We start from the raw sequence: 24122 nt of genomic DNA, 5'->3' as shown, positions 1-24122 counted from the left end.
GGCCCGGAGACACGGCGTTCACCGCGATCCGCGGTCCCAGGGCCTGTGCCAGCATGACGGTGGCGCCCGCCAGGGCGATCTTGCCGCAGCTATAGGAGAAGAAATCCGGATTGAGGTTGGCGACCTTCTGGTCGAGCAGATTGACCACGGCACCGTCCGTGACATCGTCCTGCCGCGCCAACGCCGCCGCCAGCATTGCAGGCGCGCCGACGCCGATCGCGGTCAGGCGCGTCATCAATGCGGGATCGATCACCGGCGGCCGGTCGAATGTGAAGGCCGAGGCGCTGTTCACCAGTCCGTCGATCGGCCGTCCCGCCGCGACCCGGGCACGCAGGAACAGAGCGTCGATCGCTTCGAGATCGCTCAGGTCACCTTGTACGCATACCGCGTCCAGGTCTCTCGCCAGCGCCTGCGCCGCCTCATCCGAACCGTTGTAATGCAACACCAGCCGGTGCCCGTCCGCCGCCAGCCGCCGGGCGATCGCCGCGCCCAGTCGCTTTGCCGCGCCGGTCACCAGCACGGTGCGGATCATGCAGGCCGCCCCATCAGCGCCAGCACCTCCTTGCGGCTGCGATCGTCGTCGCGGAACACGCCCATCATCCGGCTGGTCACCATCGCGACGCCGGGCGTGCGCACCCCGCGCGCGGTCATGCAGGCATGCGTCGCCTCGATGACGACCGCAACGCCAAGCGGCTTGAGGTTGTCCCAGATACAGTCCGCCACCTCGGCGGTCAGCCGCTCCTGCACCTGCAGGCGCCGGGCAAAGCCGTGCAGCACCCGCGCCAGCTTGGAGATGCCCACGACATGGTTGCGCGGCAGATAGGCGATGTGCGCGACGCCGATGATCGGCGCCATGTGATGCTCGCAATGCGACTGGAAGGGGATGTCCTTCAGCAGCACGATCTCGTCATAACCGCCCACCTCCTCGAACACGCGCGCCAGATGGATGGCGGGATCATCGGCATAGCCGGCGCAATATTCGCGCCAGGCCCGCGCCACCCGCTTGGGCGTATCGACCAGCCCTTCGCGCGTCGGATCGTCACCGGCCCATTCAATCAGCGTGCGGATCGCGTCGGTGACGTGCGAGGGAACGGCGATCTTGCCGTCGGCGGCGACGAGGTCGCCATCCTCCGGCTCGCCGGGAACGACGGTCATGCAGGGTCCTTTGCGTGAAGCCGTGCCGCCGCCCAGGCGACATGATCGGCCATGAAGGTCGAGATGAAATAATAGCTGTGGTCGTAGCCGGGCTGCATCCTGAGTGTCAGGTCGATGCCCGCCGCCGCGCAGGCCGCGCGCAGCCGCTCGGGCTGGAGCTGCTCGTCGAGAAACTCGTCCGCATCGCCCTGATCGACCAATATCTCGGGCAGTCGCGCGCCATCCTCGATCAGCGCCACCGCATCATGCTGGCGCCAGCTACCCCGGTCGCTGCCCAGATAGCCGCCCAGCGCCTTTTGCCCCCACGGCACCTGCGACGGCGCGACGATCGGCGCGAACGCGCTGACCGCGCGGAAGCGATCGGGGTTGCGCAAGGCCAGCGTCAGCGCGCCGTGGCCGCCCATCGAATGACCGGTGATCGCCTGTCGCGCCAGATCGGCCACCGGGAACTCCGCCGCGATCAGCGCGGGCAGTTCGTCCTCGATATAGGATCGCATGCGGAAATGCGGCACCCAGGGCTCCTGCGTCGCATCGACATAGAAGCCGGCGCCCTGCCCCATGTCATAGGCCTCGTCGTCCGCGACGCCTTGCCCGCGCGGGCTGGTGTCCGGCGCCACGAAGATCACCTTGTGCTCGGCGCAGGGCGCGCGATACTCGCCCTTGTCGGTGACGTTGGCGTGGGTACAGGTCAGCCCCGACAGATACCACAGCACCGGCAGCCGCTCGCCCGGATCGTGCGGCGGCACATAGACCGAAAAGGTCATCGGCGTGCCCGTCGCATGGCTGTCATGCCGGTACACGCCCTGCGTCCCGCCGAACGCCGTGTTGGTCGAAACCGTTTCCATCGTCATCGGAATATCACCGTCCGGTTGCCGTTGAGAAAGACCCGCCGCTCGCCCACCCAGGCGACCGCGCGCGCCAGCACCTGCGCCTCGATGTCGCGGCCGATGCGGATCAGATCGTCGATGCTGGCGCGGTGATCCACCCGCTCCACCGCCTGTTCGATGATCGGCCCCTCGTCCAGGTCGGCGGTGACGAAATGCGCGGTCGCGCCGATCAGCTTCACCCCGCGCGCATGCGCCCGGTGATAGGGCTGCGCCCCCTTGAAGCCGGGCAGGAAGCTGTGATGGATGTTGATGCAACGCCCCTCCAGCGCCGCCACCAGCCGCGGGCCCAGCACCTGCATGTAGCGCGCCAGCACCAGGTAATCCGCGCCCGATGCCGCCATCAGGTCGATGATCGCGCCCTCCTGCGCATCGCGATTGTCGGCGCCGACGGGCAGGTGATGCCAGGGCAGCCCATGCCATTCCACCAGCGGGCGCAGCGCATCATGGTTGGACAGCACCCCGACGATCTCGACCGGCAGCGTGTTCGTCCGCCAGCGGTGCAGCAGGTCGTTCAGGCAGTGCGAGCCCTTCGATACCGCGACCAGCACGCGCGGCCGATCCCCCGGGCTCGCCACCTCCCAGTCGAAGCCGAAGCGTTCGGCGACCAGGGCCAGCGCCGCCGCCACCGGCTCCCGCGCCGCCGGAAAGCGCTCGCCGCCGCGTCCGAAGACGACGCGCATGAAGAAGCGCCCCGTCCCCAGATCGGCATATTGCTGGCTGTCCAGGATGAAGCCGTCGATCCCCGCCAGCGCGCCCGCCACCGCCGCGACGATGCCGGTCCGGTCCTGGCATTGCAGCGTCAGGACGAAGGGCGCCTCCCCGCTCATCCGATGCGGTGCAGCGCGCAGAGCTTGTTGCCCCATGGATCGCGCAGATAGGCAAGGTACAGCAGGCGCCCGCCCGTCGCATGGCGCACGCCCGGCGGATCCTCGATCGCGGTGCCGCCATGCGCCACGCCGGCCGCCTGCCACGCATCGGCCTGTTCGGGCGATGCGGCGAGGAAGCCCAGCGTACTGCCATTGCCGAAACTGGCGGGCTCGCCGTTGATCGGCTGGGTGATGCCGAAGCGTCCGCCGGCATGGGCATAGAACACCCTGCCCCATTCATCGACCACGCCCTCGGGCACGCCGAGCACGCCCAGCACCGCGTCGTAGAAGCGTTTGGCCTCGGCGATGTCGTCCGCGCCTAGGATCACATGGCTGAACATCAGTAGACCACCACCGAGCGGATCGACTCGCCCGCATGCATCAGGTCGAAGCCCTTGTTGATCTCCTCTAGGCTCAGCACATGGGTGATCATCGGGTCGATCGCGATCTTGCCGTTCATGTACCAGTCGACGATCTTGGGCACGTCGGTGCGCCCCTTGGCCCCGCCGAACGCGGTGCCGCGCCAGTTGCGCCCGGTGACCAGCTGGAAGGGACGCGTGGAGATTTCCTTGCCCGCCTCGGCCACGCCGATCACGATCGACGTGCCCCAGCCGCGGTGGCAGCATTCCAGTGCGGTGCGCATCACCTCGGTATTGCCGGTGCAGTCGAACGTATAGTCCGCCCCGCCATCGGTCAGCGCGGCGACGGCGGCGACCATCTCCTCACGGCTCAGCCCCCGCGCATCGATGAAGTCGGTCATGCCGAACTGGCGGCCCCAGCTTTCGCGCTCCGGGTTCAGGTCGACGCCGACGATGCGGTTCGCCCCCACCATCCGCGCGCCCTGGATGACGTTCAGGCCGATGCCGCCCAGCCCGAAGACCACGACATTGTCGCCTGCCTGCACCTTGGCGGTGTTGGTGACCGCGCCCACGCCCGTCGTCACGCCGCAACCGATGTAGCAGCTCGTCTGGAACGGCGCGTCCTCGCGGATCTTGGCCACCGCGATCTCAGGGAGCACGGTGAAGTTCGAGAAGGTCGAGCAGCCCATATAGTGGAAGATCGGCTGCCCCTTGTAGCTGAACCGCGTCGTCCCGTCGGGCATCAGCCCTTTGCCCTGCGTGGCGCGGATCGCGGTGCACAGGTTGGTCTTGCCCGACAGGCACGATTTACACTGGCGGCATTCGGGCGTGTAGAGCGGGATCACATGGTCGCCCGGCGCCACGCTGGTCACGCCCGCCCCCACCTCGCGCACGATCCCGGCGCCTTCATGGCCCAGCACGCTCGGGAACAACCCCTCGCTGTCCAGCCCGTCCAGCGTATAGGCATCGGTGTGGCAGATGCCCGTCGCCATGATCTCGACCAGCACCTCGCCGGCCTTGGGCCCTTCCAGGTCCAGTTCCACGATCTCCAGCGGCTTCTTCGCCTCGAACGCAACGGCGGCACGGGTCTTCATCGATGATCTCCTCGGGCGTGCCCTAACGCCGCTTGGGGGCGCCATGCAACCAACCGGGCCTCCCCGCCATTGACGCGTAGCTACAGGAGACGATCCATGACCGATTTCAAGAAGGGCGACGAAGTGACCTGGAAAAGCCATGGCGGCACCGCGCATGGCACTGTCGAAAAGAAGGTCACCAACGATACCAAGATCAAGGGCCATCAGGTCCGCGCGTCCAAGGACGAGCCGCAATACATTGTAGAGAGTGACAATGGCGGAAAGGCGGCGCACAAGGCGAGGGCGCTCCATAAGGCGTGATTCACACGCCCCCCGCACAAGGGGGACCGCTAGAGAATAGGAAGGACAGAGATGGCCACTGCCAAGCAGGAAGCCGGCGCCAAGAAGGCCGCGACGAAGCAGACCAACGAGGGCACGGGCATCCACGCCCCGGTCCAGCCGTCCGAGGAACTGGGCGCCATTGTCGGCAACGACAAGCTGCCGCGCAGCCAGGTAATCAGCAAGGTCTGGGACTATATCAAGTCCAACAACCTGCAGAATCCTGAGAACAAGCGCGAGATCCTCGCCGACGACAACCTCAAGAAGGTGTTCGGCAAGGACAAGGCGACGATGTTCGAGATGAACAAGTTCATCTCCGCCCATCTGAAGAAGTAAGACCGGCCGGGGGGCCCCGCCGCGCAGGTCGCAGGCGGCGCCCCCCGCCTCCTATAGACCGAACCGGAAACCGTATCCCACGCCCAGCGTGAACTGCGCCCGGCGCCCCCGCTCGCGGACGAGCGGCGAGTCGCCCGCGGCCTCGCCCAGCCGCTCCAGACTGCCGAACACGGTGATCGCGCTGCGCCGGTCCAGCGGATGCGCCATCGACCCGCCGACGCCGTAGGACAGCACGCCGCCATCCGCATCGTATCGCGCCAGCCCGGTGCGCAGCGACTGGCCCGCATCCACCCCGAAATAGGTCTGCATGAAATCCGGACTGGCCAGCGTCGCGCGCGGCCCGAACCGCACGATGCTGCGCCCCAGCCGCGCGCGGTAGCTGCCGCCGATATCGGCCACCACTCCCTGATGCCCGCCAAAACCCTGCCGCACCTCGCCGCGCAGGCTCCACTGCCGCGCCGGGCCGAACGCCTTCTCGACGAAGCCGCCCGCCTCGCCCGCCGCCTTCACATTGCCCATGCCGACCAGCGCATCGCTGCCGCCCCCGATCAGGAAAGGCGACCCGCCGTCGCGCTCGTCACGCCCGAACCGGATCTTGACCAGCGGCCCTGCACGCCACCCGCCGCCGTTCACCGCATTCCATCCGATCCCGTCGGGCACGGAGGCGAACAGCACGTCCCGGTAATTGATCCGCAGGTCCGGAAACACCGACAGCGACACGTCCCGCGATCCGAGCCAGGCCGGGCTCAACACCGGCGCCGCGCCGATCGTGATGCTCCACCCCTCGGGCTGCGCGGGCGGTATCCGTGCCGGTGCCGCCTCCGGTCGCGACTCCTGCGCCGCCACCGGCACGGCCAGCAACGCCGCCGTCATCAACGCCATTCCACGCATCACCATCATCCCCGATCAGCAGAGTTCGAGGATACTGCCCCGTCGGCAGCGAGATGGCGATAGTGGCGCACCCAAACGCGCCAGCTGCCCGGCATACCACTTACCAGTCCGAGTGGAATGCGATCGCCTTCGCTCACCCTCACCCTTTTCGCGGCTGCGCCGCTCCCTCCCGCATCGGGTCGGTCATGCCCCCGGCATGACCTGAACAGTGCGGGGCACTGTTCACCCGATGCTCCCGGCGGGAGAGGAAAAAGACGCTGCAGGCGGCGAAGGGTGAGGGCGACCACGTCTGATCGAATTCGACCCTAGAGCATCATGCGCAAAACCTGATGCAACATCCGTTCGGCCTGAGCGAAGTCGAAGGCCAAGCGCCAGGGGCTGTGCTTCGACTTCGCTCAGCACGAACGGAACGGGATGGATCGGATTTAACGCAGCTTGCTCTAGTGCCGCGCCCAACGACACAGCCCGGTCACACCCCTCCGCCGCCCCCCCCGTCCGTTCGTCTCGAGTAGCCGTCGAGTAGCAGCGCAGCTGCGTATCGAGACGGCGTATCGAGAGACAGGTTGGCGCACGCAGCGATGCCCCGGTACACCCCTGTCAGAACTGTGCGGCACGAACGGATCAGGTGCCCCGAACACCAGTTAGCGCAAATCCAGTTCCAGCGGCTTGCGCGCAGCGCGCTTCGCCGGCGTCGGACTCGCCTTCGCTACCGGCACCGCACGCGCCACCGGCGGTCGTGGCGTCGGCGTCGCTACCGGCACCGGCACCGGCTCAGGCTTGTCGACCACCCCCGCCTCGACCCGCGCCAGCCGATCCGCGACCAGCGTCGCATCCAGCATCTGCCGCGTATCCCGCAGCGCCGCCACCTCGCGTTCCAGCGCGTCGATCCGCGCCGCCATCATCTTCCACCGCACGGCATCCTGCGTTTCGGCGACCATCGCCTGTGCGGCCTTTTCCTGACGCGCCCGATCGGCCCGATCGGCGGCATCGAGGCGCGCGGTATCGTAATCCCCCGCCGGCGCCCGCTCGCAACCGCCAAGCATCATCGCCGCCACCAGCATCACGACAGGCAACGGCACCAATGGTCGCATCGCGGCAGCATCCGGCTGGATGGGAAAGGAAGGTGGTGACCCCGACTGGATTCGAACCAGTGGCCCCCAGATTAGGAATCTGATGCTCTATCCGACTGAGCTACGGAGTCACGCCGCGCCCTGATACAACCGCCATCGCGACGGGTCCAGTGGCCCCGGCGGCTCCGACAGGCCGACGCCGGATCAGTTCAACTGCTTGGGCGGCGCCACCGGCAGGGGCAGCGGCGCGATCGGCACACCCTCGTCGATCAGCGCCCGGGCTTCCGCCAGGCTGGCCTGCCCATGGATCACCGTCTCGGCGGCCTCGCCGGCATGGATCGCCCGCGCCTTTTCGGCAAAGGCGCTACCCACCCAGGTCGAGGATTCCAGCGCCTTGGCCTGCGCATCCGCCAGCATCTTCAGCGCCGCCTTCACCGTATCCGGCGATGGCGGTTTCCGGGACGGCTCCTGGCGCTGGTTGCCCTTGGCGCCGATCTGCGGGGCCATCACCGCCTTTTCGATCGTCGCATCGTCGCACAACGGGCAGCGCACCTGCCCCGCCTCGCGCTGCGCGGCATAATCCGCCGACGATCCGAACCACGCCTCGAAGACATGGCCGCCGCCGCAGCGCAGGTCGAACACGATCATGCCGGCACGACCTGCACCGGCGGGATCGCACGCCGATGCGACAGGGCCGGTACGCGTGCGCGCACCTCGGCCGTGCGCGCCGCGTCGATCTTGGCAAAGCCCAGTCCCGCCGCCTCGCCCAGATCGAGCAACACCTCGCCCCAGGGATCGACCAGTAGCGAATGGCCATAGGTCGCGCGGCCATCCTCGTGCAGCCCGGCCTGCGCCGCCGCCACGACATGCACCCCCGCCTCGATCGCCCGCGCCTTGAGCAGGACGTGCCAGTGCGCCGCCCCGGTCGGCCGGGTAAAGGCGGCGGGCACGCTCATCACCGTCGCCCCCGCTTCCGCCAGCTCCGCGAACAGCGCCGGAAACCGCAGGTCGTAACAGATGGCAAGGCCCAGCCGCCCGACCGGCGTGTCGACCGCGACCGCCGCCTCGCCCCCGGCATAGCTCGCTGATTCGCGCCAGCTTTCCCCGGTCGGCAGGTCGACGTCGAACAGATGCATCTTGTCGTACCGCGCGCGCACCGCACCGCTGCCGTCGATCACGAAGCCGCGATTGGCATAGCGGCCATCCTCGTGCCGCACCGCCAGCGATCCCAGATGCACCCAGACGCCGTGCTTCGCCGCCGCCTCGCGCGTCGCGGCCAGCACCCGGTCCTCGTCCTCCGCCACGATCGCCGCCGCGGCCCGCCCCCGGTCACGGTCAAGCACCCCCGACATTTCGGGCGTGAATACCATCGCGGCGCCCTCGGCCCGGCTCGCCGCCACCGCCTCGGCCACGGTGCGCGCGTTGACGGCGGGATCGATCCCGCTCGTCATCTGGAGGACACCGATCCTCATGCCGCCAGCAGCGGGTCCAGTCCTCCCTGCCGGTCCAGCGCCGCCAGATCGTCGGAGCCGCCGATATGCCGCCCGTCGATGAACACCTGCGGCACGGTGGTGCGCCCGTTCGCGCGCTGGATCATCTCCGCGCGCCGCGGGCCGCCCATCGTGATGTCGAACTCCTCGGGGCTGACGCCCTTGGAGGCGAGCAGCGACTTGGCGCGTGTGCAATAGGGACAGAACGCCTTGGTGTAGATTTCGACCTTTGCCATGCACGAACAGGTGTGGATGCCGGCCGGGCTTGTCAATCATCCTCTGCCAGCACGCGCGCCCAGCACAGCAGCGTCACCGACGCCGCGCCCGCCGCCAGCAGCGCGCGGGCGCACGCATCCGCGGTCGCTCCGGTCGTATAAACATCGTCGACCAGCACCACCCGCCGCCCGGCGACCGCCGCGCGCTCCACCACCCGAAAGGCGCCGCGCGTCACCCGCGCGCGTGCCTTGCCGCCCAGTCCGCGCAGCAGGGGCGTGCGCCGCCACCGCACCAGGGCACCCGGTTCGTGCGCCACCCCGGTCAACCGCGACAGCGCCTGCCCCAACAGCGCCGCCTGGTTGAACCCGCGCGACCATAGCCGCCAACGATGCAGCGGCACCGGGACCAGCACCTCCGCCCCCGCCGGCATCCGCGCCACCATCAACCGCGCCATCGTCTCGGCCAGCCCGATCCGCCCGCCATGCTTCAGCTTGACCGGCAACATCCGCGACACCGGCCCATAGGCCACCACCGCGCGCACCCCCGCCAGCCGCGGCGGCCGGGCGATGCATGAGGCGCACCGCGCCCCCGCGCCCCGATCATGCGAAAACGGCCGGTCGCATCCCACACAGGCCGGCACGCCCAGAAACCGCAGGCCGGACCAACAGGCGGTGCATAGCCGGTGATCCGCCTCCACCACTACCCCGCATGCCGGACAGCGCGGCGGCAGCGCCCAGCTTACCACCGGCGCACCCGTTCGCCGCCACGTCTTGCCCCACCACCCCATGCCGATGCTTGTCGTTGAGCCCGGATCGGCGCACAAGCCGGCGCGTGAACGCTCCTGCCATCTTCGACCGCGCGGCGCGCCGCCGCCGCCGCGACCGCGCCGCATCCCATTTCGCCGAATACGACTTCCTGCGCGCCGCCATGCTCGACGGCATCGCCGAGCGCCTGGGCTCGGTGAAGCGGTCGTTCGAGGCGGTTCTCGATCTCGGCTGTTTCGATGCCGGCTTTGCGGCCCCGCCCGGCGCCCGCGTCGTTCGCGTCGATCCCGGCTTCGCCTTTGCCCGCGCCGCCGGCGGCGTGCAGGCGGACGAGGATCGCCTGCCCTTTGCCGATGCCTCCTTCGATCTGGTGGTCAGCGCCGGTGTCCTCGACCAGCTGGACGACCTGCCCGGCGCACTCACCCTGATCCGCCGCGTGCTACGCCCCGACGGCCTGTTCCTCGGCGCGTTCACCGGCGCGGGCAGCCTGCCCCGCCTGCGCGCCGCCCTGCGCGCCGGTGAGGCGGAGCGTCCCGTCGCCCGCCTCCACCCCCAGGTCGATGTGCGATCCGCCGGCGACCTGCTGATGCGCGCCGGCTTTGCGTTGCCCGTCGCCGATCTCGAGACGCTCGATGTCGGCTACCGCGACATCGGCCGCCTGCTGGACGATCTGCGGGGCATGGCGGCATCCAACGTGCTGGCCGACCGGCGCGCGATCACCCGCAGCGCGCTCGCCGCCACTGCCGCCGCCTTTGCCGCGGATGCCGGCGACAATGGCCGCACCGTGGAGCGGTTCGGGATCGTCTTCCTGACCGGCTGGGCACCCGATCCCTCGCAACCGCTGCCCGCCCGCCGCGGCAGCGCTACCACCTCGCTCGCCCAGGCGCTCAAGCCACCCGGCTGAAGCGTCAGAGGATCATACCGCCCGCGTCGCGCGCCAGGATACGGCCCATCGCGTCGAACAACTGATCCATCGCCACCGGCTTGAAGATCACCTCGTCCGCGCCCGCATCGATGCAGCGCGCGCGCAGGTCGATCGCGGTGTCGGCGGTGACGACGATGATCGGCACCTGGCCGCGCGCGTCGCCGCGTGCGCGGATGTGGCGGATCGCGGTGATCCCGTCCATGCCGGGCATGCGCAGGTCGATCAGCACCACCTGGAAATCCTGCGCATCGATCAGGGCCAATCCGCGCTCGGCATCCTCCGCCTCGGTCATGCTCGCGCCCGCTACATCCAGCATGTCGCGAACCACGCGCCGGTTCATGCGGTCATCCTCGATGAAGAGCACGTTCATGGCGCTCGTCAGGCTCCTGCCGGCAGCGGGTCGTGGCGGCTGTTCATGGTCCGGCTGTAGTCGCTAAGCCGCTCGCGAGACAAGCACTTGCTCACCGTGACGCGACGGACCGAACAACGCGGCGACCACCGCGGCGCCGGCCACCGGCTTTGCTATCACCTGCGTTATGCCAGCGGCTTTCCAGGCGGCGATCTGCTGGGGATCGGGGGCCGGCCACAACAGGGCCACGGGCGGTCCGCCCCGCGCCGCGGCCGCGATCGCCTCCACCGCGCCTTCGTCGCGCACGCTGGCCTCGTCTACCAGCACGGCGGCGACATGGCCCTGCGCCATCCGCGTTGCCGCGTCCTCCGCCGATGCGGCAAAGGCAACCGCGCCGTGCGCCGCGAACAGGCTGCGCCACATCGCGCGCTGGATGGGATTGCGATCGACCACCAGCAGCACGCGCTCATCCGGAATTTCCACCGCATCCGGCGCCGCGGCGCGCACCAGCGGCAGGGTCAGCGTGAAATCGGTGCCTTCGCCGACCCGACTCGCCACCGCGACATCGCCCCCCATCGCCCGCGCCAGATTGCGGCAGATGGCCAGTCCCAGGCCGGTGCCACCGAACCGCCGCGTCGTGCTGGCATCCGCCTGCCGGAACGATTCGAAGATATCCTCCAGCTTGTCGGGCGGGATGCCGATGCCGGTATCGCGCACCCGGATGTGCAGCATCTCCCCTTCGCACCAGCCGGACAGGCCGACCGACCCCGCCTGGGTGAACTTCATCGCATTGGACAACAGGTTGAACACGATCTGGCGGACGCGCGCGGCATCGCCCTGCACCCAGCGCGGACATTCGCCCAGCGCCAGCGCGAAGGACAACCCCTTGGCCGCCGCCTGTTCTTCCCACAAGCGGCTGGCATCACGGATTGTCGCTTCCAGATCGTACGGCGCCTGCTCGATCGTCAGCCGCCCCGTCTCCATCTTCGCCACATCCAGGATATCGTCCACCAGCGCGCGCATCGTGATCCCCGCCCCATGCACCACCCCCAGCCGGTCGCGCAGGTCGGCCGACAGGCCACGGTCGGTCAGCATCACCTCCGTCATGCCCAATATGCCGTTCAGGGGCGTGCGGATTTCGTGGCTGGTGGTCGCCAGGAACTCGGTCTTGGCGGCCAGCGCCTTGCCCAGCGCCGCGTTCGTCTCCGCCAGGTCGTCATTGGCCGCCCGGATCGCGTTGCGGCTGCGTTGCAGGGTGAACAGCCAGATGCCGAGCAGCGCGATGATGATCGCGGTCGCCGCCACCGTGCCGATCAAGATCCATCGCTGCGTCCGCGCCTGTGCCCGCTCGAACAGGACCTTGCGCTGAAGGTCGTTGGCCTTCAGCGTGGCGATGCGGAGTTCCTGGTTCGCGAAGTCGAACCGCGCGCCCATCAGCGCCGTGCTCGTCGTCGTCGCCAGCTTCGTCGCCTCGTCGTCCAGCCGCTTCAGCGCCACCAGATGCGCCAGCGCCCGCTCCGCCTCCCCCAGCGCGCGATAGGTCTCGAACGCCGTCTGATGCGCCTCGCGCTGCACGATCGTGGTCTTGCTCAGGTCCACGCCCGCGAAACTCTCCCCGATCAGCTGCCCGGCCCGCGCTAAGTCCCCCTGCTGCAACGCCGCCTGCGCCGACACGCTGAGCAACGACCGCCGATCGGTGTCGCTTCCCTTCGGCAATAGATCTTCGGCAAGCGAAATTGAACGTCGTGCTCCTCTAAAATCCTCTCTCGCCAACTGATTTCTTGCGAGATTGCGCAGTATTTGTGCCTGCAATGTGGTGCTGCCCATCTGTTCCGCCAGATGGTACGCATTCTGAAGCTGTTTTACGGCAGCCAGTCGCTGACCATCATCCTCAAGAACAAGGGCTGTATTATTTAATATGGCCAGCGATAGGGCATCATCTACGCGATAATCCCGCCTTGCTTGGCGAAGATACCGCAAAGACGAACCATAGTCCTTGGCATCGAAATACAGGATGGAGATCTGCACGAGCGCCATGGCTTGGCTGCGTTCGATACCAAGTCGGTGAAATATCCGGTACGCGGCCTGATAACTTTCCAACGCGGCGGCCACTCTCCCCTGTGCTGAATCAAGCCCTCCTTTGGTCAGCATTATGTCGGCAAATAACCTCGTATTCGCGGACATGTTTTTGGCATGCTTGAAAGCATTAGAAATTGGGGAGGCCGCACGGTCAGGTTGCCCGAGGCGGATATATGCTTCTGCTTGCAGCCACATTGCAGTCGCTTGCGCGACGGCACGCGCCCGCTGGTCAGTCAGACTGACTGCCTCTTGAGAGGCAATCTGCGCGATCCGTGCGCTACTTGCCGGATCGCGCAGCATGTTCGCCTTGGCTGCTGCAATACCGCGGTCGACGCGTTCCGCCGAGGTTTCGGCTTGGGCGACAGCCGCCGGAAAGAAGAATATAACGAGAAAAAGGGTCAGCGATCGAAGAATGGCACCTTCAGCCACGCTGCACCCCGGAAAAGCGGGCAAATGGCAAACGCGCTTCGGATGTGGCCGCAAGATGCCGCCCCTCGTCGAAGAATTGCAGCAAGGCATCCAATCCGATCGGGCGACTGATCAGGAACCCCTGCACCATGTCGCACCCCATCACGGTCAGCAGCGCCAGTGCCGCCTGCGTCTCCACGCCTTCCGCGACTACCTCCATCTCTAGCGCGTGCGCCAGATCGATGGTCGACCGCACGATCAGGGGATCGCGGTTGGAACTGGTCAGTTGCGTGACGAACAGCTTGTCGATCTTCAACTCGCACGCCGGCAACTGCTTCAGATAGGCCAGCGATGACAGCCCCGCGCCGTAATCGTCGATGGCGACATCGATACCGATCTCGGCAAAGATCTTCAGATTGGCGATCGCGCTTTCCGGATCGCGGATCACCGAGGTTTCGGTGATCTCGAACCCGATCTTCGCGCCGCCATGCTGCACCAGAGTGCAGGCTTCGGCCACGAAGCGCGTATCGCTCAGCAACACGCCTGCGATGTTGATGAAGACGGGCACGTCATAGCCGCGTGCCGCCATCGTCTTCTGATCGGTGATGACCTGGCGCAGCGTCCACAGCGTCAGCGCGACGATATCGCGCGAATCTTCGGCGATGGGAATGAAGTCGCCCGGCAGCACTAGACCGCGCGTCGGATGCCGCCACCGGATCAATGCCTCGACGCTGGCGATCTGCTGGCGCCGGACATGAACCTTGGGCTGATATTGCAGAAACAATTCGTCCGAGCGGCCGATGGCGACGTGCAGGTCGCGCGCCAGGGCGATCCGATCGATTCGTGCCGTTTCCACCGGCAGGTCGCGTTCCACCGGGCGACGCTCGATCCGGGCATCGGCCAGCGCCTGCTCGGCCTCCTCGATCATCCGCACATCGTCATGGTGCGGCATGGAGGCCGCGGTGGCCCCCAGTGCCACATCCAGCGCATATCGCTCGCCATCGATGTCCACGGGCGAATCGAACAGCGCGGTCAGCACGTCCAGCATGGCGGCCAGCACGTCGCGGTCCTCGCCGAACGCGACGATCTCCACTTGCGTCGGCCCCAGCACACGCACCTGGGCGCCATCGATCGCCAGCAACGCCCGTTCGGCGACATCGGCCATCAAAACATCGCACCGCTGGCGTCCGACATGGCGGCGCAAAATGGCGAAGTTGACGATCTCGACCAGGATCAGGAACTGGAATCGCTTGCCCGCTCCGACAGGGGGAAAGCCGATTTCCCCCTCGTCTTCGGGCGGGATCGACGCCGGATCGAGCCGGGACAGGGAGGACGGGCTGCGCTTCACGCCTCCACCGCTACGCGTCGCGCCTTGAAGATTGGGTTAAGGATCCCACCCGAATTCCGCATTAAACGCCCGCAACAAAGATGGTTAATGGGTTCTTAACTGCGTTGTCGGGTGGTTAATTTTCTCTTAATAGATAGGGGCACCTCTTCCGGGGGTGCCAATGAGGAGAAAGCAAAATGCTGAAGTTCATTCTGGCGCTGATCCACGGCGAGACCATCCGCCCCTGGTAAGCGGTACCCGGTCCGGTGAACATGCGCTCGCGGTGCGGGGGCATGGTGCACCGGGCCACCTGCATGCCGCCCGGCGCTATCGGTGTCAGGCGCGCAGCGCGTCGATCAGGCGCAGCATGAACGCCGCGCCCCGCTGCATCTGAGCGATCTCGATATATTCGTCCGGCTGATGCGCCTGCTCGATCGAGCCTGGGCCGCAGATGATCGTTGAAAATCCCGCCTGCTGGAACTGCCCCGCCTCCGCGGCATAGGGTACCGCCCGCACCGGTCCGTTATCGCCTGCCAACCGGCGCGCCAGCGTCTCGGCGGCGCCGTTCTGCTCGGGCGCGAAGCTCGGGGTCAGGGATCGGCGCACCACCTCCACGCCTGCCCCTGGAAAGCGCGCGCGCAGCGACGCGTCTGCCTCCGCGCAGGCTCGCAGGAAGGGCGCCAGGATCGCCTCCGGATCCTGCCCCGGTATCGTGCGCAGATCGAAGGCGAAGCGACATTCGCGCGCCAGGATGTTGACCGCCGTTCCTCCCTGCACCTGTCCGATGGTCAGGGTGGCATGATGGGGACAAAATGGCCCGTCGGGATCGCCCTGGGTCGCCACTTGCTCCGCCAGATCCACCAGCCGCTGCATCAGGCGCACCGCGACCATGTTCGCGGAAATTCCCAGGTGAGTCAGGCTCGAATGCGCCTCATGGCCGGTGACGGTCACCACCCACGTCGCGATCCCCTTGTGCCCGGCGACCACCTCCATGTTCGTCGGCTCCCCCACCACCACCGCCGCCGGTCGGGGCAGCGTCCGCGCAATCTCCCCGATCATCGCCGGTGCCCCCAGGCACCCCACCTCCTCGTCATAGGAAAAGGCCAAATGCACCGGGCGTTGCAAACCGCGCCGCATGGCGAGCGGTGCGGTGGCCAGCGCCAGCGCCAGATATCCCTTCATGTCGCACGTACCCCGCCCGAACAGGCGGTCGCCCCGCTGCGTCAGGACCCAGGGGTCGCTCGTCCATGGTTGGCCATCGACCGGCACCACATCGCTATGCCCCGACAGCACGACCCCGCCCTCCACGACAGGCCCCAGCGTGGCATAGTAATTCGCCTTTGAGCCATCGGCGTTGCCGACCCGCCGACCCGTCACGCCGAGCGGCGCCAGCCGATCCTCCACATAGTCGATCAACGCGAGGTTCGACTCGCGCGAGGTGGTGTCGATCGCGATCAGATCCGACAGGACAGCGGTGGCTTCGGCGGCAAGCGTGTCTGGGGTCATCCCCCACCTTAGTCAGCCATGGCGCCCTGGCTCAACCCGCTGCAATTCAACATGGAACGGCCGCCGGATCCGCATGGTCCCGGCGGCCGCCCATCGTCACTCCCCTCGCGTCAATAATCGCGCGAGTAGCGAAGAGCCCCGCTCGATCCACCGAACGAGCCGGTGGCGGTCAACAGGCTCAGCGTCCGGGTCAACGCGATCTCCAACTGTGTCGCGGTGAAGCCACGGGCATCGGTGACGATCTCGATATAGATATCGTCGGTCAGATATTTGCCCGCCGCCAGGCTGGTGCCGCGGCCGGTCGCCTCATCGCCGCCCAGCACCCGCAGCCGGTCGAAGCCGGTGGCCGAGCGCAGCTTGCCCAGCGGGTTCAGCCCGCCGCCCGAACCACGCAGCGAGTTGAGCGCGGAGGCCAGCTGGATCGCCTCGGTCGCCGACAGGTTCTCGGGGTTGGTCCCGAACAACAGACGGCTCAGCACCTCGTCCTGCGGCAATGCGGGTGTAGAGGTGAAGGCGATCTGCGGCCGCTGGCCGGTGCCCGTCACGTTGATGACCGCGGTGATGCCATCGGTCGTGGTCGTCGCCTGGATGTTGATGTCCGGATCGGTCAGCGCACCGCCGCGGAAGCGGACGATGCCGCGGTTCACGTCGAACCGCTTGCCGGCGAACGAGTAGGTGCCGCGCACCAGGTCCAGCCCGCCAGAGATCGTCGGCGCCGCACTGGTGCCGCCCACGCGCAGGTCCATTTCCCATTCGGACTCGAGGCCCATGCCGGAGACGAACAGCTGGTTGTCGGCGCGGACGCGGATGTCGAGCTTGAACAGGCCGACGGGGGCGGCGGCGGGACGGTCGGTGGGGCGTCCGGGGCGCAGTTCGGAGCGGCGGCGGATGCCGGTCAGCTCGGGCACCTCGGCCTGCCCCTGGCGGATGATCTCATACCGTGCGTTGGGCACGGTCAGGTCGCCCTGGATCAGCCCGCCGTCGCGCCCGTGGGTCAACCGGATCGTGCCGCTGGTGGTAGCCGCCAGCGCATCGCTGTTCGCCAGCCGGGCGTTGTTCAGCTGCGCGCGGATATCGATCGGATAGCCGCTGTCCGCCGCCAACCCGACCGTTCCTTGCGCCTGCACGGTGCCGTCGCCGGCGCGCGCCTGCATCCGGGTGATCTCCAGCCGGTCGTTGGAGAAACGTGCCTGCAACTGCATCTGCGACAGGCGCGTGCCATAGGTTTCGTTGTCGTAGGTAAGGTTGTCGGCGCGGATCAGGCCGTTCAGCTGCGGTGCCGACACCCGGCCGGAGAAATCCGCCGCGATGGCGATCGGCCCGGTCAGTTGCTGCTCCGGCAGCGCCGCGAACGAGAACAACACGGCGGACGGACCATTATAGCGGATACCGCCGGACAGCGGCGCGGACATCAGCCGCTCCGTCCATGATCCGGCACCCGGCGGCAGCGGGCGGAGATTGGCGAGCATGCGGCCTACCACGGTCTGCCCGCGACGCACCAGCGCCCGCGCCTCGCCGCCATCGGCCAGCAGGCGACCGGCGAACACCACGTCCACCGGCTCCGACACCGCCGCAAGGCCGGTACGCTGGAAGTCGCTGATCGTCAGTCGTGCATCGGCGGTCGGGAAGGTCGCCCCGCTCGCCTGTGCATAGTCCAGGCTGCCGGTCGCCTGCCCGGAGATGCCCAGATTGGGCATGAAGGCGCTGAGCACCGCCAGGTTCATCCGGTCCAGCCGCACCTGCGCCTGGGTTGCCGCGCCATAGGAGCCGGCGAGACGCGCCGATCCCTGGTCGAACGTGATCTGCGTCGGCGCCAGGCGATAGGTACCGTTCGCATTGGTGATGCGGGCCGGATTGGCGGTGCGGAAATTGATTCCGTTCGCCAGCCCCTGCAACGCCACCAGATACTGGTTCGGCGAAAGCTGCGCATTGGCCGCCACCCGGAACGGCACGCCGCTCGATCCGGTCAGCAGCGCCTGCGCCGTGCCGCGCCCGCCGGTATAGTTCACCTTGGCCCGTGCCGCCTCGATCACCGTCGGGCCGTAGCGCGTATCGCCGAGCTGCACATCGGCCACGACCTGCGGGGCGGAGGGCAGCATGACGATGCTGGCATTGGCCAGCGCGCGACCGATGGTGAAATCGACCATGCCGGGCACGCGCGCATTATAGGCACGCGCATTCACGTCGGCGCGCTGGTTGCCGCCCTGATCGGCGAGACGCACCTGACCGGAGATGCCCTGACCGGCGAATTGCAGCCCGCCCGCAAAGGGCCCGCGCGGGCTCTGCACGATGCGGCCATTGGCGGTGATCCCCGCGAACAGCACGCGGCGCACGTCGACCGCCAGTTGATTGCCGGGCCGCACCAGCACGTCCGCGGTGAACGGGCCGTAATTGGTGCCGCCGGTGGCGTTCACCGCATAAGCACCGCCCTGCCCCACGACACGCGCATTGAGGTCGACCAGACCCACGCCGACCCCCGGCCGCGGCGCGCGCAGCACCACCACCGGATTGGTCTGCGATCCCGTCACCCGCGCGAACAGCGGGCCATATTGGGTGGAATAGGCATCGGCATTCACCGCCACCGCGCCGGAGGCCGGATCGTACCGTCCCTGCCCCTGCGTGATGCGGAATTGCGGCGCGTTCATCCGGAGATTGCGGAAGGTGACGATGCCTTCCGGGCTGTACCCGACATCGGCGCGGATCGCCGCATTGCCGCCCAGGAAGCTGCGTGCCCCTTCGTTGAAGATCTGCGAGGTACGCGCCACCACCCGGCCGGTCACTCCGAAGCCCGTCGGCGTCGCGACCAGATTGGCATCGGTCGACAGGTTGATGATGCCGATGCTCTCCACGCGGTAGTTGTTCACCCGCCCCTTCAGCGCACCGGTGTAGCGGCCCGTCTCCATGTTCGCGACGATCACCGCGGTCGCATCGATATTGTCGGAACGGATACGCAGATTGTCGGACAGGATGTTGGGCATCGCGATCGCGAAGTCACCCTGGATGGCGACGTTGTTGGCCAGCCCGCCCACCGCGGCGTTCAGCCCAGCGACGCGCTTCGCACGCGCCTTGACCGGCACCAGGATGCGGTCGCTGTTCACCCGCGCCAGACCTTCAGCGTACAGGTTCTCGACGCTGGTCTCGCCAAAGCCGATCGCGCCTGCGCGAACCTTGTAATCCACGGTCGGCGTCGCGAACGCACCGTCGAGGACCACGCGGGCCAGCACGTCCCGCCCGGTCAGGTTCGGCGCGATCGCGCCCGGCGTCAGCAGCCTGGCATCGACCGCGAAGTTGCCGAAGCGGCTGTTGGCGAGATCGATCAGACCGCCCGCATCCACCACCAGGGCATCGGAGCGCAGCTTGGCGCGGGTATCGGCCCGCCGCTCGTTCAACGTGGTATCGATCGCCACCTGCAACGCAGGCGCGGTCAGCCGTTCGACCGGCCCTTCCAGATACAGGCCGGGCCGCGTCTGTCCGCGAACTTCGATATGTCCGTCGCGTGCCGCAACCCGCAGATTGGCGAGTTCACCCCCGCCCAGCGTCGCCAGCGCGCGACCGTTCCACGACTTCCAGCCGCCCGCGCCGTCCACCGACACGTTCAGCGGCGCCTTCAGCGAGGCCATCGACGCCACCACGCCGCCCACCGGCGCGGACAGCTTCACATCGACGCTCAGCTTGTCCTGATCGGGTACCGCATCGAGGATCAGGCGCAGCGAGTCGCCGCCCGCGACGCCCTGCCCGCGCAGCGCGTTGGCAGAGGCCTGAATCTGCGCACGCCGGTCCGCGATATGGACCGCGCTGTCGATGCCCAGCACATGGCGCTGGCCGGTCACCGCCGGCTCGATCACGAAGCGCGCGATCCGCAAACGGTTCACGTCGATGTCGAGATCGGGCAGCAGCGGCGCATTGGGGTCGCTCGGCGTCGGCTTCAGCTCGGGCTGGCGCGCCAGCGTGACGAGACCGGCCGACAGGCTGCGCACATCGACATGGTTGTTCGCAAAGGCAAACGGGCGCCAGTCCACCTCCAGCCGCGGGCTGGACAGGAACACGCCCTTGGGATCGCTGACCCTCAGGTCGGACAGCGTCATGCGGCCATAAAGCGACCCGTCGATCCGCCCGACCTTGATGTTCAGCCCGGATGCGGTCGTGTACCCGCCCAACTGGTCCGCCACGAAGCGCCGGCCGGGATCGGTGTTGATCCCGAACACGATGATCGCCAGCAGGGCGACGATCGACAGGATGGCGATGCCGATCCATTTCAGCACGCGCTGCCACAAGGGGCGCTTGGCAGGCACCGGCGCCTGATGCGCGTTGTCCGGCTGCGGCTCGGCCATGGTCCGTTCGTCCGTCATCAGAAGGCCTGCCCGATCGAGATATAGAGCGCGATTCTGCCGTCTCCCGGTCGCTTGTTCAGCGGGGTCGCCACGTCGACGCGCATCGGCCCGAAATTGGTATAGAAGCGCCCGCCGATACCCGCACCGAAGCGCAGGTCGGAGAAGGAGGGCAGCGTGCTTTCATAGCTGTTGCCGGCATCGATAAAGGGCACGATGCCGAAATTGCCGAAGCGGTAGCGCGCCTCCAGCGCGAATTCGTTCAAGGAGCGCCCGCCGACCGGATTGCCGTCCGGATCGAGCGGCCCGAGCCGCTGGAAGCCGTAACCGCGCACCGATCCGCCGCCGCCGCCATAATAACGCCGCGACGGCGCCAGGTCGTCGCGGTCGATGCCGAAGATCGATCCGGCGCGCGCGCGCCCGGCGATCACGATGCTGCTGGTCGCGGGGTAGTAGAAGGTGCCTTCCACCATGCTGCGGCCATAGGGGCGCACCGCGCCGCGCACCGACGTTTCCGGGCTGAGGTTCAGCTTCAGGCGGAAGCCCTTGGCCGGGTTCAACAGGCTGTCGGACCGATCCCACACCACCTGTCCGGGCAGGGCCGCGATGCCATAGGTGCCACGCCGCCGCTCGCCACGCGCGAAATCATACACGCTCTCGTTGGTGCCGGTCAGTTCGACGCCGTAGCTATAGGTGAACGGCTTCTGCCAGATCGGGGTCGAATCATAGCTCCACCGTGCCGACAGCGTGCCGATAAAGGCGTCGAACGCGTCGTAATTCAGCCGGCTGGCGGAGGCGACGGCGGTAAAGGTCCGGTCGCGGCGCCCCGCGTTGGAACGGCGGAACGTGCCGCTCGCACCCTGTTCCTGCGTACCGGCGACGACGCTGGCGATCAGCGCGCCCTCCTGTGGGAAGAGGTTGCGATGCGTCCACGTCCCCTCGACCCGGATGCCCTGTCCGACCTGATACCCGGCCGAGCCGCCCAGCGACCGGGCAGGCCCCTTGCTCTGGTTCACCATCAGGTCGATCTGCTCGGTCCCGTCCGGGTTCATCCGGCCGGTTCGCTGCGGCTGGACGGACACCGTCTGGAACAGGCTGGTCGCGATCAGGGCCTCGCGCAGGTCGTCGGTCAGGCGCGAATCGTACAGATCACCCTGCTTGAAGCGCGGGAAGACGTTCAGATGCTCCAGATCGAACACCGGGTCGCCGCTGGTCGTCAACTGGCCGAACGACGATCGCGGCCCGGTTTCCACCGGCAGCGTATAGGCACCGGTCGGCTCGGGGCTCTCGTCTTCCAGCAGGATGTCGCGCTCGCCGACCTTGGCGAAGGGATAGCCCCGCTGCGGCAGGACCAGGCTGACATTGGCTTCCGCGCCCTGGACGCGGGCCGCCTCGATCGGGTCGCCCACCTTCAGCGGCAGGTTGCTGCGGATCAGGTCCGGCGGCGTGGTCGGCTCGGCGTTGATCGTCACCGACGACAGGCGATACAGCCGCCCCGGAGTCGCGGTGACCACCGCGCGCAGGCGGCCGGCCTTGCCATCCTCGCCCGGCACCTGCTCCACCGTCGAGATCGCGGTGGCGTCATAATAGCCCAGGCTGCGCATCAGGCGGATCGCCAGCTGCTCGTCCTCGCGGGCCCGCGCCGATACCTGCGTGGCATTCGCCGCCTTGCCACCGCCCTCGCGCAGCGCCGACAGCGACTTGAACTCGTCCTCCAGGTTCAGCGGCTCCAGCCCCCGGACCGCGGTTTCGTAGCGGATCTCGGGCTGGTCGGTGTCCTTCACATCGGCGGCGGTCTGCAGCGGGGTGGTGTCAAAGGTCGCGAGCGGCTCCAGCGGCTGGGCCAGCACCGGATCCTCGGGGGTGGGCGCGCCCAGCGTGTCGCCAACCTGCGGCGCTGCGGCGCCGTTCGCCGGCGGCAGCGGCTGCGTGGTCGGGCGGGTCGCCGTGCCGGAGGCGGCGGGCTGCGCCGGAGCATTCTGGATCATCGGCTCCAGCGGCGCATTGATGTCGCCGCTCAGCGGCGGCAGCGCGGCATCGAATTCGGATTCCGGGACGATCGGCGCATTCCCCTGGGGGTCCGCTTCCTGATCATCGGCGCGCGGTGCATCGGGGCCTTGCGCGGGCGCACTACCGGGCTGAGCGATCTGCGCTGAAGCGGGAGACACGGCCGCCAGAGCGAACGCCAACCAATATTGCCGGCCATGAAGTACTGCCACGCGAACGAAGTCCCCTTTCCGCTGCGGGGGACCCGTGTTCGGTTTGAACCCCACCTTGACCCGTAACGTTTCGGGTCTGTGTTGGTTTCACTCGGTCACGATCCGGCCCTATCGGCGGCACAGCCGACCAGCCCGGCCAGCGGCGCGACCAGTCCGTCCTGCCCCTCGCGCTCCAGCCGCAGCGTCGCGGCGGACACCAGCGCACCACCGGTCAGGTCCGCGCGCGGCTGCACCGTCAGGTCCAGCGTCGCGGTCGTGCCACCGGTCTGGTACACCGTCGTCGCGGCCAGCCCCAGGCCCGCCATGCCTGTCGCACTCGCGGCGGCCAGATCGACCGGCTTGCCGTCCAGCACGATGCGCAGCCGCCCCGGCTCGGCCATGCCGACGAAGCGGCGGTCGGACGGGCTCCACAGATAGGCGGCACAGCCGGTGCTGGGCAGCGCCTGTGCCGGCAGCGTGCCCAGCGTGGGCTCGGCGAACGGGGCGAAAGCGGCGGCAAGGATCGCGATCATGGCCCCCCTTCTACCATCAGCAGCCAGGCCGGGTAAGCCGCCGCGGCAAGCAGCACGCCCAGCGGCACCGCATCGCTTGCCCGCACCGTGTGTCCGCGCAGCATCCGGACCAGCACGACGGCCAGCCCCAACAGGCTCGCCGCCAGCAGGACCGGCGGCAACATCCGCCACCCCAGCCACAATCCGATCGCCCCCAGCAGCTTGGGGTCGCCGCCGCCCAGCCCTTCGCGTCCACGAACGTGCCGATAGGCAAAGGCGATCGCCCACAACGCGCCGAACCCCGCCACCCCGCCGATGATCCGGTCGGTGAGCGCCGGCAGGCCGGCGACCAGCCCGAGCACCGCCAACGGCCCGGTCAGCCGGTCGGGCAACCAGAAGGCGCGCAGGTCCAGCGCGCCCAGCGCCAGCAACAGCCATCCGAATACGGCCCCCGCCATGCCCGGCCAGCCGGCCACCCAGCCGGCGGACAGGCCGATCGCCAGCCCCAGCCCCTCGATCCGCCAATGAACCGGATCGATCTTCGTGCCGCAGCGGCGACACCGGCCCCGCTGGATACAGGCGCTGACGATCGGCACCAGCTCGCGCGCACGCAGCGTCACGCCGCATCCGTCGCAGGCGGAGCGCCCGGTGGCGATCGATCGTCCCTCCGGCCACCGGATCACCAGCGCCGCGATGAAACTGCCCAGGATCGCGCCCAACAGGCCGAGCGCGATGGCTGCCTCAGTCACCGACCATCCGCCATAGATACCGATACACCCCCAGCAGGTTGATTCCGAACAGCACCACATTCTGCGTGCCCAGCGCCCAATCCTGCGACAGGATTGCCCCGCTGATCCAGCAGATCGACGACGCGGTAAAGATCACGAATCCCCATCCCGTCACCCGCCGCCCGAAATCCAGCGACACCATGAAGGCGGCCAAGATGCCCGACAAGGCCGCCGCCCATTTCAGCGTGGTCATCAACGTTTCCATGATCGCGCCGGCATCCCTCTGCTAAAGCGAGGTTCCTCAACGCGGGATCGA

Annotated in this window: 24 protein-coding genes and 1 tRNA gene (1 of these 25 running past the window's edge); 3 read left to right on the top strand and 22 right to left on the bottom strand. The window is 68.1% G+C overall.

All coding sequences use genetic code 11. From position 1 onward, the window contains the following. The 6 genes in view from NPJ82_RS04670 to NPJ82_RS04645 are tightly spaced (each overlapping or abutting the next) and all read right to left on the bottom strand, a layout consistent with a single transcriptional unit that may run on beyond the window. Positions 1-532: the 5' portion of an SDR family oxidoreductase gene (locus NPJ82_RS04670; RefSeq protein WP_342658506.1), read on the bottom strand. 212 nt of this gene lie to the left of the window's left edge; 532 of the gene's 744 nt are visible here — the first part of the coding sequence; the start codon lies at positions 530-532; the stop codon falls past the left edge of the window. Continuing rightward, positions 529-1155 carry a GTP cyclohydrolase I FolE gene (gene folE / locus NPJ82_RS04665; RefSeq protein ID WP_112382232.1) on the bottom strand — a complete coding sequence of 209 codons (627 nt, stop codon included), beginning with the start codon at positions 1153-1155 and terminating at the stop codon, positions 529-531. The genes NPJ82_RS04670 and folE overlap by 4 nt, the downstream gene beginning before the upstream one ends. Further along, positions 1152-2006: an S-formylglutathione hydrolase gene (fghA, locus tag NPJ82_RS04660; RefSeq protein WP_342658505.1), complete on the bottom strand. Its 855-nt coding sequence runs from the start codon at positions 2004-2006 to the stop codon at positions 1152-1154. Before fghA ends, folE begins: the two co-directional genes overlap by 4 nt. Next, positions 2003-2869, bottom strand: coding sequence for a formyltetrahydrofolate deformylase (gene purU, locus NPJ82_RS04655; protein WP_342658504.1), 867 nt, complete (start codon positions 2867-2869; stop codon positions 2003-2005). The genes fghA and purU overlap by 4 nt, the downstream gene beginning before the upstream one ends. Next, entirely contained in the window at positions 2866-3249 is a 384-nt protein-coding gene (locus tag NPJ82_RS04650) for a VOC family protein (RefSeq protein ID WP_342658503.1), read from the bottom strand. The genes purU and NPJ82_RS04650 overlap by 4 nt, the downstream gene beginning before the upstream one ends. Beyond that, on the bottom strand, positions 3249-4361 hold the full coding sequence (locus tag NPJ82_RS04645) for an S-(hydroxymethyl)glutathione dehydrogenase/class III alcohol dehydrogenase (RefSeq protein WP_342658502.1): 1113 nt from the start codon (positions 4359-4361) through the stop codon (positions 3249-3251). Before NPJ82_RS04645 ends, NPJ82_RS04650 begins: the two co-directional genes overlap by 1 nt. Before the next feature lie 96 nt (positions 4362-4457). Between NPJ82_RS04645 and NPJ82_RS04640 the strand changes: the two genes are divergently transcribed. Both NPJ82_RS04640 and NPJ82_RS04635 read left to right on the top strand, forming a co-directional pair. Beyond that, complete coding sequence (locus tag NPJ82_RS04640; RefSeq protein WP_342658501.1) at positions 4458-4661, top strand: DUF2945 domain-containing protein; 204 nt, start codon at positions 4458-4460, stop codon at positions 4659-4661. 51 nt (positions 4662-4712) lie between these two features. Beyond that, positions 4713-5015, top strand: a complete 303-nt coding sequence (locus NPJ82_RS04635) for an SWIB/MDM2 domain-containing protein (protein WP_174236620.1) — start codon at positions 4713-4715, stop codon at positions 5013-5015. A 51-nt stretch (positions 5016-5066) separates the two neighbouring features. Here the strand turns inward: NPJ82_RS04635 and NPJ82_RS04630 are convergent, their stop codons facing one another. The 7 genes from NPJ82_RS04630 to NPJ82_RS04600 form a co-directional block, all read right to left on the bottom strand. Further along, positions 5067-5897, bottom strand: a complete 831-nt coding sequence (locus NPJ82_RS04630; protein WP_342658500.1) for a MipA/OmpV family protein — start codon at positions 5895-5897, stop codon at positions 5067-5069. Positions 5898-6547: 650 nt separating this feature from the next. Next, the gene (locus NPJ82_RS04625; protein WP_342658499.1) at positions 6548-6985 is read right to left on the bottom strand and encodes a hypothetical protein; all 438 of its coding nucleotides are present in this window, start codon (positions 6983-6985) and stop codon (positions 6548-6550) included. A 45-nt stretch (positions 6986-7030) separates the two neighbouring features. Continuing rightward, positions 7031-7107 (bottom strand) — tRNA-Arg (locus tag NPJ82_RS04620). 73 nt (positions 7108-7180) lie between these two features. Further along, entirely contained in the window at positions 7181-7624 is a 444-nt protein-coding gene (locus tag NPJ82_RS04615) for a DUF1178 family protein (protein WP_342658498.1), read from the bottom strand. Further along, on the bottom strand, positions 7621-8448 hold the full coding sequence (locus tag NPJ82_RS04610) for a carbon-nitrogen hydrolase family protein (protein WP_342658497.1): 828 nt from the start codon (positions 8446-8448) through the stop codon (positions 7621-7623). The genes NPJ82_RS04615 and NPJ82_RS04610 overlap by 4 nt, the downstream gene beginning before the upstream one ends. Continuing rightward, positions 8445-8702 carry a glutaredoxin 3 gene (gene grxC / locus NPJ82_RS04605; protein WP_112382222.1) on the bottom strand — a complete coding sequence of 86 codons (258 nt, stop codon included), beginning with the start codon at positions 8700-8702 and terminating at the stop codon, positions 8445-8447. The genes NPJ82_RS04610 and grxC overlap by 4 nt, the downstream gene beginning before the upstream one ends. Positions 8703-8734: 32 nt before the next feature. Continuing rightward, positions 8735-9469 (bottom strand): ComF family protein, encoded by a 735-nt coding sequence (locus NPJ82_RS04600; protein ID WP_342658496.1) that lies wholly within the window; start codon positions 9467-9469, stop codon positions 8735-8737. Between the two features lie 44 nt (positions 9470-9513). Here NPJ82_RS04600 and NPJ82_RS04595 point away from each other — a divergent pair, with 44 nt between their 5' ends. Then, entirely contained in the window at positions 9514-10350 is an 837-nt protein-coding gene (locus tag NPJ82_RS04595) for a class I SAM-dependent methyltransferase (protein ID WP_342658495.1), read from the top strand. 4 nt (positions 10351-10354) lie between these two features. On the opposite strand, the gene NPJ82_RS04590 is transcribed toward NPJ82_RS04595, so the two are convergent. The 9 genes from NPJ82_RS04590 to NPJ82_RS04550 all read right to left on the bottom strand — a co-directional run bounded on the left by NPJ82_RS04590 (position 10355) and on the right by NPJ82_RS04550 (position 24059). Continuing rightward, positions 10355-10741: a response regulator gene (locus tag NPJ82_RS04590; protein WP_112382220.1), complete on the bottom strand. Its 387-nt coding sequence runs from the start codon at positions 10739-10741 to the stop codon at positions 10355-10357. A 63-nt stretch (positions 10742-10804) separates the two neighbouring features. After that, positions 10805-12436 carry an ATP-binding protein gene (locus tag NPJ82_RS04585; RefSeq protein WP_342658494.1) on the bottom strand — a complete coding sequence of 544 codons (1632 nt, stop codon included), beginning with the start codon at positions 12434-12436 and terminating at the stop codon, positions 10805-10807. Between the two features lie 784 nt (positions 12437-13220). Next, positions 13221-14555 (bottom strand): EAL domain-containing protein, encoded by a 1335-nt coding sequence (locus NPJ82_RS04580; RefSeq protein ID WP_342658493.1) that lies wholly within the window; start codon positions 14553-14555, stop codon positions 13221-13223. Positions 14556-14870: 315 nt separating this feature from the next. Next, complete coding sequence (gene argE / locus NPJ82_RS04575; protein WP_342658492.1) at positions 14871-16040, bottom strand: acetylornithine deacetylase; 1170 nt, start codon at positions 16038-16040, stop codon at positions 14871-14873. A 110-nt stretch (positions 16041-16150) separates the two neighbouring features. Then, entirely contained in the window at positions 16151-20389 is a 4239-nt protein-coding gene (locus NPJ82_RS04570; RefSeq protein WP_342658491.1) for a translocation/assembly module TamB domain-containing protein, read from the bottom strand. Then, positions 20389-22587 (bottom strand): BamA/TamA family outer membrane protein, encoded by a 2199-nt coding sequence (locus NPJ82_RS04565; protein ID WP_342658490.1) that lies wholly within the window; start codon positions 22585-22587, stop codon positions 20389-20391. Before NPJ82_RS04565 ends, NPJ82_RS04570 begins: the two co-directional genes overlap by 1 nt. Before the next feature lie 95 nt (positions 22588-22682). Then, complete coding sequence (locus tag NPJ82_RS04560) at positions 22683-23099, bottom strand: hypothetical protein (protein ID WP_342658489.1); 417 nt, start codon at positions 23097-23099, stop codon at positions 22683-22685. Then, positions 23096-23827 carry an A24 family peptidase gene (locus NPJ82_RS04555; protein WP_342658488.1) on the bottom strand — a complete coding sequence of 244 codons (732 nt, stop codon included), beginning with the start codon at positions 23825-23827 and terminating at the stop codon, positions 23096-23098. Before NPJ82_RS04555 ends, NPJ82_RS04560 begins: the two co-directional genes overlap by 4 nt. Continuing rightward, positions 23820-24059: a hypothetical protein gene (locus NPJ82_RS04550; protein WP_249042530.1), complete on the bottom strand. Its 240-nt coding sequence runs from the start codon at positions 24057-24059 to the stop codon at positions 23820-23822. Before NPJ82_RS04550 ends, NPJ82_RS04555 begins: the two co-directional genes overlap by 8 nt. Positions 24060-24122 lie beyond the last annotated feature (63 nt).

It is taken from the genome of Sphingomonas sp. NY01 (assembly GCF_038809135.1).
Classification (GTDB): Bacteria; Pseudomonadota; Alphaproteobacteria; order Sphingomonadales; family Sphingomonadaceae; genus Sphingomonas; species Sphingomonas carotinifaciens.
Note: the sequence above shows the minus strand (reverse complement) of the source record. Positions and strands in the feature narration are given on the sequence as shown.

Coding starts and splice junctions, on each gene's coding strand:
- folE (WP_112382232.1), bottom strand. CDS start 1,155: ATGACCGTCGTTCCCGGCGAGCCGGAGGATGGCGACCTCGTCGCCGCC.
- fghA (WP_342658505.1), bottom strand. CDS start 2,006: ATGACGATGGAAACGGTTTCGACCAACACGGCGTTCGGCGGGACGCAG.
- purU (WP_342658504.1), bottom strand. CDS start 2,869: ATGAGCGGGGAGGCGCCCTTCGTCCTGACGCTGCAATGCCAGGACCGG.
- NPJ82_RS04650 (WP_342658503.1), bottom strand. CDS start 3,249: ATGTTCAGCCATGTGATCCTAGGCGCGGACGACATCGCCGAGGCCAAA.
- NPJ82_RS04645 (WP_342658502.1), bottom strand. CDS start 4,361: ATGAAGACCCGTGCCGCCGTTGCGTTCGAGGCGAAGAAGCCGCTGGAG.
- NPJ82_RS04640 (WP_342658501.1), top strand. CDS start 4,458: ATGACCGATTTCAAGAAGGGCGACGAAGTGACCTGGAAAAGCCATGGC.
- NPJ82_RS04635 (WP_174236620.1), top strand. CDS start 4,713: ATGGCCACTGCCAAGCAGGAAGCCGGCGCCAAGAAGGCCGCGACGAAG.
- NPJ82_RS04630 (WP_342658500.1), bottom strand. CDS start 5,897: ATGGCGTTGATGACGGCGGCGTTGCTGGCCGTGCCGGTGGCGGCGCAG.
- NPJ82_RS04615 (WP_342658498.1), bottom strand. CDS start 7,624: ATGATCGTGTTCGACCTGCGCTGCGGCGGCGGCCATGTCTTCGAGGCG.
- NPJ82_RS04610 (WP_342658497.1), bottom strand. CDS start 8,448: ATGAGGATCGGTGTCCTCCAGATGACGAGCGGGATCGATCCCGCCGTC.
- grxC (WP_112382222.1), bottom strand. CDS start 8,702: ATGGCAAAGGTCGAAATCTACACCAAGGCGTTCTGTCCCTATTGCACA.
- NPJ82_RS04600 (WP_342658496.1), bottom strand. CDS start 9,469: ATGGGGTGGTGGGGCAAGACGTGGCGGCGAACGGGTGCGCCGGTGGTA.
- NPJ82_RS04590 (WP_112382220.1), bottom strand. CDS start 10,741: ATGAACGTGCTCTTCATCGAGGATGACCGCATGAACCGGCGCGTGGTT.
- argE (WP_342658492.1), bottom strand. CDS start 16,040: ATGACCCCAGACACGCTTGCCGCCGAAGCCACCGCTGTCCTGTCGGAT.
- NPJ82_RS04570 (WP_342658491.1), bottom strand. CDS start 20,389: ATGACGGACGAACGGACCATGGCCGAGCCGCAGCCGGACAACGCGCAT.
- NPJ82_RS04560 (WP_342658489.1), bottom strand. CDS start 23,099: ATGATCGCGATCCTTGCCGCCGCTTTCGCCCCGTTCGCCGAGCCCACG.
- NPJ82_RS04550 (WP_249042530.1), bottom strand. CDS start 24,059: ATGACCACGCTGAAATGGGCGGCGGCCTTGTCGGGCATCTTGGCCGCC.